Genomic DNA, 6,909 nt, shown 5'->3' on the forward strand with positions numbered 1-6,909 from the left:
ATGTATAACCGTTTTCGAAGCAATAGTTCTTTACATCGTCTATAATATCACTATTCTCAGTATATTCAAGCAGATAAACGTCTTTTCCGTAATCACTTGCAAGCTTACAGTAATCCTGAAAATACTCTCTAGTATCATCATCATTTTCTGTAAACATATCGTTATCCCAGTCGATAGCGCTGAAAACTGTCTCCTGATTTACAGCATCCATTACAGCGTCTAGACTATTATTATCATTTGCATATTTCGAAACATAAGTATCGCCGCCATTGATAATAACGTATGTGTCATATGCCTTTAATCCCATCAAGATATTTGTTACGCCATTAAAGATGCCATCATTATTAAAATTGTAATATACGTCGCAATTATCAACCCAAAGACCGTCAACGCCCTTGTCAAGTATATCATTTGCAAGCTCATTAACAACGAAATCCTGCCATTCATTCTGGGAGACATCTATCCATTTCTCATCAGTCCAATTCTCATAAGTACCAAGAGAATACTTCTTGTATTTCTTGTAATAAGGGCGGAATTTTTCGATAGATCCGAGGTTAATATAGCTGTAGACAGTGTGCCCTGATTCTTTCAGCTCACTGATTTCTTCTGCTTCAAAATACTGCGCATCGATAACTATCTTCTTATAACTTTCCATATATGAAATATCCTCAGGATCAGCGCCTAGAAATACTCCGTACTCATATTTGATATCTGCTGTTTCAGCCTCTATATTACAGAGGTTAGCTGACATTGCAGTAAGGCTAGCTGTTATAGCCATTATCAAGCTTGTTATCCTTTTATTTTTCATTATGCTCCTCTTTTCTTTAGATATTTGTTTTTGTTGTGAGTTCTTTAGTGTTTGATTTGTTAGATATCTTCTTCAATCGTTAAGTATAGCGTTTTTTCATAATAATACTCTTTTTCAAATGTGGATTGTTTTGAATATGCTTTTTATTAATTTAATGAAACGGTTTTACCTTTTAATATAATGCCGGTATCCCTATCATTAATAATCATTGCAGGAAAAAGGATGTTATTTTGAAGTACTGTAATAAATCGTATTATAATCAGTTTGTATATTTTTTGAGTTTTCAACTATCTCATGCTGTACTGTTAATATATACGAACTGAAAAACAGTTTTCAGACAAAAAATTTTTAATTTATGATAAAAAACGAATATATCGATTTATATCAGCGATAACGTTAATGATGTACATTATGCTTTAATACACTGCAGTCTACATATATAATAATAATCGCGTTTAGTTTGTATAAACTGAAAACAGCTCAACCAACTGCTAAATAATGCATAATTTCAGAAAATTAAAAATGATATAAAGCATTTTCAATAACAATAACGCCATAAAAAAGAGATGTACGAGTCATAAACTCCTACATCTCTCTAACTTAGTTAAATTAGCCTGAAAGTCTCATATAACTACGATATCAATTAAGAATATAATCAATTGTATATATGACACTTAATGACATATCATCACATCAAATATGTGGGTACATAATTCAAAAATCGATGTCTATCCACGGTCCGGTAACTATATCTGGCGCCGGATCAGGCTCCGCTTCAGTAGGCTTTGACACATCAGAATCTAAGGAGATATCCTGTTCATCGGTGAACTCATCATCATGCACCGTAAGCACTATTTCTTCCTCATCTTCATACATTACAGGCAGCGTCTCTGCGGGTTCAGTTACAGTGACAGCAGACGTAACCTTTTCCGACGTCGAAGAAGTCTGAGTTTGCAAAGACGATTGATCCTTCACGGGATTCCCACCTGAACCGCAGCCATTCAGCAAAAAGCAGCTGAAAAGCAGCAGACATATCACTGCAAGAATAATACCGGCATTCAGCCGTTTTTTGCTGTTCATAGTACATTTCTCCTTTTTACCACGAAATTTGCGATTTACTCAATGGTAAAACGTTCACCCTCATATATTTCGCCGCTGCTTGTGGTAATGACATCCTCTTCGGCAAATTCGATGATAGTCAATATTGCTTCTTCATAGGTCTTTTTCACATTCATTCTCCTTCCCATAATCCCTTGACATAGAGATAAAATGCTTTTCCGAGCGTGACCTTTATGGCATCGCCGGTCGCTGCAAGCTGCTTTGCGTAATAAAAATACGGAACCTTAATCACGTAGGAGTCAATCTGGAACGAATAATTGTAATTCAGGTCAGAACGTTCTTCGGAAAATGAATCCATATAGTACTCTCCCCTGCTGTTCTGTGCCAGTTCTGTATTCGTCGTTCTGTTTGCTCCCTTCAGATAGGTGTGTTCCCCATAGCTATCGTCAGAGAATTTCACATATAGGCGCATAAACGGGTCTGCATTGTATACAGTCGAGAACTGAAGCTCCAGATTGTCAGGCTTCGTTCCGCTTGTCCGTAGATTTATGGAATCAAATACCGACAAATCAAGCGTCTGCACATCATCGCTGACGGTACAGTCCGCATTCTTGTCGAAATACAGCGCTGTTGCAGCGCAGAAATCCATTGCTGTTTTTGCTTGTTTCCGATGCAAATTACTTAGATTAGAATTCTCAAGTACCTTCTTGAAATAATCATACACTTTGATGATAAGACCGGACTCAGTCACATCTGTACCCTTCTTGGTCACTGCCTCTGCGACGGTCTCATTTCCGTAACGGAACCGGAATTCAGCCTGTTTCAACGTATCGGCAGGGCACATGTCTATTGTAAAGGTTCTGCGCTGATTACTGGTAAAACCGGTTGCAGTGCTGGAATCTTCTGGAATATACGGCATACTCATTGATACAGGTTTTGTATAAGTTCTGCCATCAATCTGCATCTCAAATACAGCATCCGGATCTGAAAGGAGATCAGCAGGGATATCTGCCTGTATCATAGCATTGATATGGAACTGATATCCGACTGACTGTGCATTGAAGACAACAAGCGTTGTCTCGCCATTTTCTTCAAAAGCTTTGTTGTATCTAAGCGCATAGTCCTCTGCACCAGAGCCCTTCGCACCAATTATTTTTCTGCAGTAACCGACCGTATTTGCCGAATCGTCCAGCGTGCAGTATGGATTCAAAATAGACAGCTCCAGACTGTAACTGCATGACTGGAAACAGCCTTCCTTTATACGATCCACAGAGCGTGGTACGGTCAGCTGTTTAAGTGAGGTGCAGCCCTTGAATGTTTCAGTCAACAGGTAAGTAATGCCTTCAGGCAGATTGATATCTGACAGAAAACCACATGAATTGAACACACCGTATCCGAGCTCCTTCAGTGTCTCTGGAAGCAGGACGGTTTGCACATTGCTGCCGCTGAATGCATAGGCACTGATTTCCTCAATACCTTCGCTGATTTCAACAGAACAAATAGACTTGCACTGTAAAAATGCAGATCTTCCTATTCGGAGAACTGGCTTACCATTATAAACAGCGGGAATATCGACCATGGCAGGCATTATATCCGCCTCATATCCTGTGACTTCATATGCATCCTTGCCACTGATAAGTTCAAATTTGAGATACTCTGAAGGATCGGGGATCTCATCGTCGAGATAACGAAATGTCAGTCCGTGTTTCTTCGCATAGTATTCCGCACCGGACTTATGCTTTCCGCAAAGAATAGTCGGATTGCTCACAGCGTCTTTGTATGATGCAGAGAGAGTTTCATTAATGATACAACCTCTGTTTCTTACAGTAAGTATTCCAAGATTCGTACATCCTGCAAAAGCACCATAATCAATAGATTTAACGTTTACCGGCACATCGACATCAGTCAGAGAAGTGCATCCGTAAAAAGCATTGTAACTAATCTCAGTAACTGAATCCGGAATCGTAATCTCACGCAGAGATGTACATCCGTAAAATAAATTGTTTTCGATTTTTTTCAGATTATCTGGCAATTCAATTGACTGTAATGATGTACAGTCTTTGAACACATAACTGTTGATTTCACCTGTGCGTTCAGAGAATGTAATCTTCTCCAGCTTGGAACAGCCCTCAAAAGCGTTGCTAACTAACGTGAATGGTGCATTGGGATCATCGACCCATTCGTTACGGGTATCCGCCTCATAAACTGTAACTTCAGTAAGATTTGGGCAGTTAGTGAAGCAGGCATAGCCGACCCAACTAAGGCTGTCTGGCAGAATGACCTTTTTATATTCCGTTCCTTCAAACAAACGATAATCAAGCATTTTGACACGAATACCGTCCAACTTTTCAGGAATCTTAAGTGTGTCTCCGCTGAGTGAATCCCAGTCACAAGCCGTGATCTTCACAGTAGGATGTTCACCAGTGTCGTAGTACTCATAGGTATACGCTCCGCACTGATACTGTTCATTATCCTCTGCTGAGACCTGCATAGTCATCGGACAACGTAGAACCATACATAGTGCAGCAGCTGTAAGAACTGGCGCGCATCTTTTCAAATAATTCATTGTTAGACCTCCTGTCTGTCTTCGTTTTTATACTGCAATACTGTGAAAATCGCAACCAGATTATTACATTCACTAAACATAAAAGTCTATTTATGTAAAGTTACTTGCATCAAAGCTGCACAAAACAAATGTTTTTATTTAATACAGCTTTATAGCACAGCATACATCTTCACAACATTGCTTGTATCAAAGCTTATTTTTCAGTATTATGTTACCTATAATAAAAGCTTTCATTATATAATAACGCAATTTTTTCCTAAAGTGTAACAGCTTTTTTATTTTTTTCAGCAGGACAATAGTGACTAATTTAGTTATAAGATACTGTAAGGATTATTAAAGAAGATTTATTTCTTTTGCTTGATTATAAACGGATTTACAGTACTTTTACCACAAAATCACAAATATTATCCCTCCATTGGCAGCTCACTGTAGATGTATTATTACACAATTGCATATTATTTCAATTTCACCAGCAATATGAACTTAATAATTGCAAAATGGTAAAATAAAAAACAATATACTAAAATATTGACATATCTGCTTTTTTATTATAATATAGAAGAAAAGAAACGAAATAAATATATGAAGGGAATGAATCAATCAGTAAAGGAGTATTTTTTATGGAAAAATCAAAAAAAACATCAAGGATCACTATGGTTATCATTGGTATAACTATGGTTCTTGGCACTGTCGGAAGTTTTCCCACAGCTTATTCAGCTACCCCATATTCAGATTCGGAATTACCCTATCAGGGACTGAATGAATATGTATTTGAAAATGTAATAATCCATGATTTAAACGTTTCACCCGAACGATGCAGAGTTATTATTGCAGATAGCCCAGATTCCAATCAGGATGGATTCAACTTTGGAGGCTTCGGCTTTGAACTCTTTGGCTCTTCCTCAGCTCCTACATATACTGTACTCAACTTTGAACCAATGCCAGATATATCCGAAACTGAAAACGGACAGATTGACAGAACTGACGCACTAAGGAAAAAGAATTACAGCCTTCTTTCTCAGATTAAGGTTGGCTCCGAGGTCACTATCCGAGTTAAAACGGACAATAACTATCCAGATTTACTCACCGAGAATTATAGCAATTTCGTGTACGATTTTGAAGAGGTCGTCTCTGTCACCTCGCCTGGTATCCATTTATATGGTGATATCAACGACGATGGAACAGTTGACTCTTACGACGCAATCACCTACAGAAAGTACCTTTCGGGCACAACCGATACAAAGCTCTCTTATACTCAAATTATGAACGGCGATATAAACCTTAATGCTAAAATAGACGAGGACGATTTCTGTCAGGTTCAGGCCTTCCTACTCGGCAGCAAGACCAAATTCAATGAGGTCTCTCCTATCGGCAGCATACGCCTTGACAATACAATCGATATACTCGCTTCCGATGGCACAGTCACTGACGACAAGTTCGCTTCCGCGGAAATGAATCTCGGCGTCGAGCTGCTGAAGCGATGCTTTGATCCGACTAAACAGGGCGAGGAAAACTTTCTTGTATCTCCCCTCTCCGTTTCTACAGCCCTTGCAATGACCGCAAACGGCGCTGACGGCGAAACACGTGATGAAATGGAAAAGCTCCTCGGAAATGGTCTGACAATAGAACAGATCAACGATTACATGGCATACTATGTAAAAACGCTACCTGATCTTGATAAGGAAAAGGTCTATCTTGCAAATTCTATATGGTTCAAGGACAAGCCTGAATTCAAGGTGCACGAAGAATTCCTTGAGGCAAATAAGAAATACTACAGCTCAGAGATATACAAGTCTGATTTTGACGATTCGACTGTCAGCGATATAAACAGCTGGGTAAACACCAATACCAAGGGCATGATACCATCTATCCTAAAAAACGGCTATCTCGACAAAAAAGGCGAAACTGAACCGTTGATGATGCTCATCAACACCCTATTCTTCGAAGCTGACTGGAACGAAGCATATAACGGAACATTTAAGGATACTTTCACCGATCTTAACGGCGACGTACATATCATCGACAAAATGCAGCATTCAGAATATACATATTTCGACCTTGGAGACGCCGACGCCTTTAAAAAGTCCTATATAAACCAAAACTATAGCTTTTTGGGAATACTCCCCCGCGATAATGATATCATCGGATATATCAGTAGCCTTGATCCCGAAAAGCTTATTGACAGTCTCAGCAAACCCGAAAACTCCTATGAATTTGACCTTACAGTATTTATGCCCAAGTTCCAATACAGTTATGATACTTCTCTTAAAGATGTTCTAATTGATATGGGATTGTCAACTGCATTTTCACCTCAAGTAGCCGATTTCTCAAAGATAAACGACATTACTGTTGAGGACGCTCCGTCTTTATTCATTGACGATGTCATTCACAAGACAAAGATAGAAGTCACAGAAAAGGGCACAAAGGCTGCCGCTGCGACTGGTATCGGAATGTTTGGCGGTGGTGCAGGCATTCC

General features: G+C 39.0%; 4 protein-coding genes. 1 reads left to right on the forward strand and 3 read right to left on the reverse strand.

From position 1 onward, the window contains the following. From J6U00_RS00135 to J6U00_RS00145, 3 genes are all read right to left on the reverse strand, one after another. On the reverse strand, positions 1–808 hold an 808-nt coding region (locus J6U00_RS00135; RefSeq protein WP_296577368.1), incomplete at its 3' end, for an endo alpha-1,4 polygalactosaminidase. 714 nt (positions 809–1,522) lie between these two features. Next, on the reverse strand, positions 1,523–1,888 hold the full coding sequence (locus J6U00_RS00140; RefSeq protein WP_296577370.1) for a hypothetical protein: 366 nt from the start codon (positions 1,886–1,888) through the stop codon (positions 1,523–1,525). Positions 1,889–2,039: 151 nt separating this feature from the next. Continuing rightward, positions 2,040–4,433, reverse strand: coding sequence for a leucine-rich repeat domain-containing protein (locus tag J6U00_RS00145; protein ID WP_296577372.1), 2,394 nt, complete (start codon positions 4,431–4,433; stop codon positions 2,040–2,042). 620 nt (positions 4,434–5,053) lie between these two features. On the opposite strand from J6U00_RS00145, the gene J6U00_RS00150 reads away from it, so the two are divergent. Next, the coding region (locus J6U00_RS00150; protein WP_296577374.1) for a serpin family protein at positions 5,054–6,909 on the forward strand (1,856 nt) is incomplete at its 3' end.

The sequence above is a fragment of the Ruminococcus sp. genome, from assembly GCF_017650195.1.
Lineage (GTDB): Bacteria > Bacillota > Clostridia > Oscillospirales > Ruminococcaceae > Ruminococcus.

Coding starts and splice junctions, on each gene's coding strand:
- J6U00_RS00145 (WP_296577372.1), bottom strand. CDS start 4,433: ATGAATTATTTGAAAAGATGCGCGCCAGTTCTTACAGCTGCTGCACTA.
- J6U00_RS00140 (WP_296577370.1), bottom strand. CDS start 1,888: ATGAACAGCAAAAAACGGCTGAATGCCGGTATTATTCTTGCAGTGATA.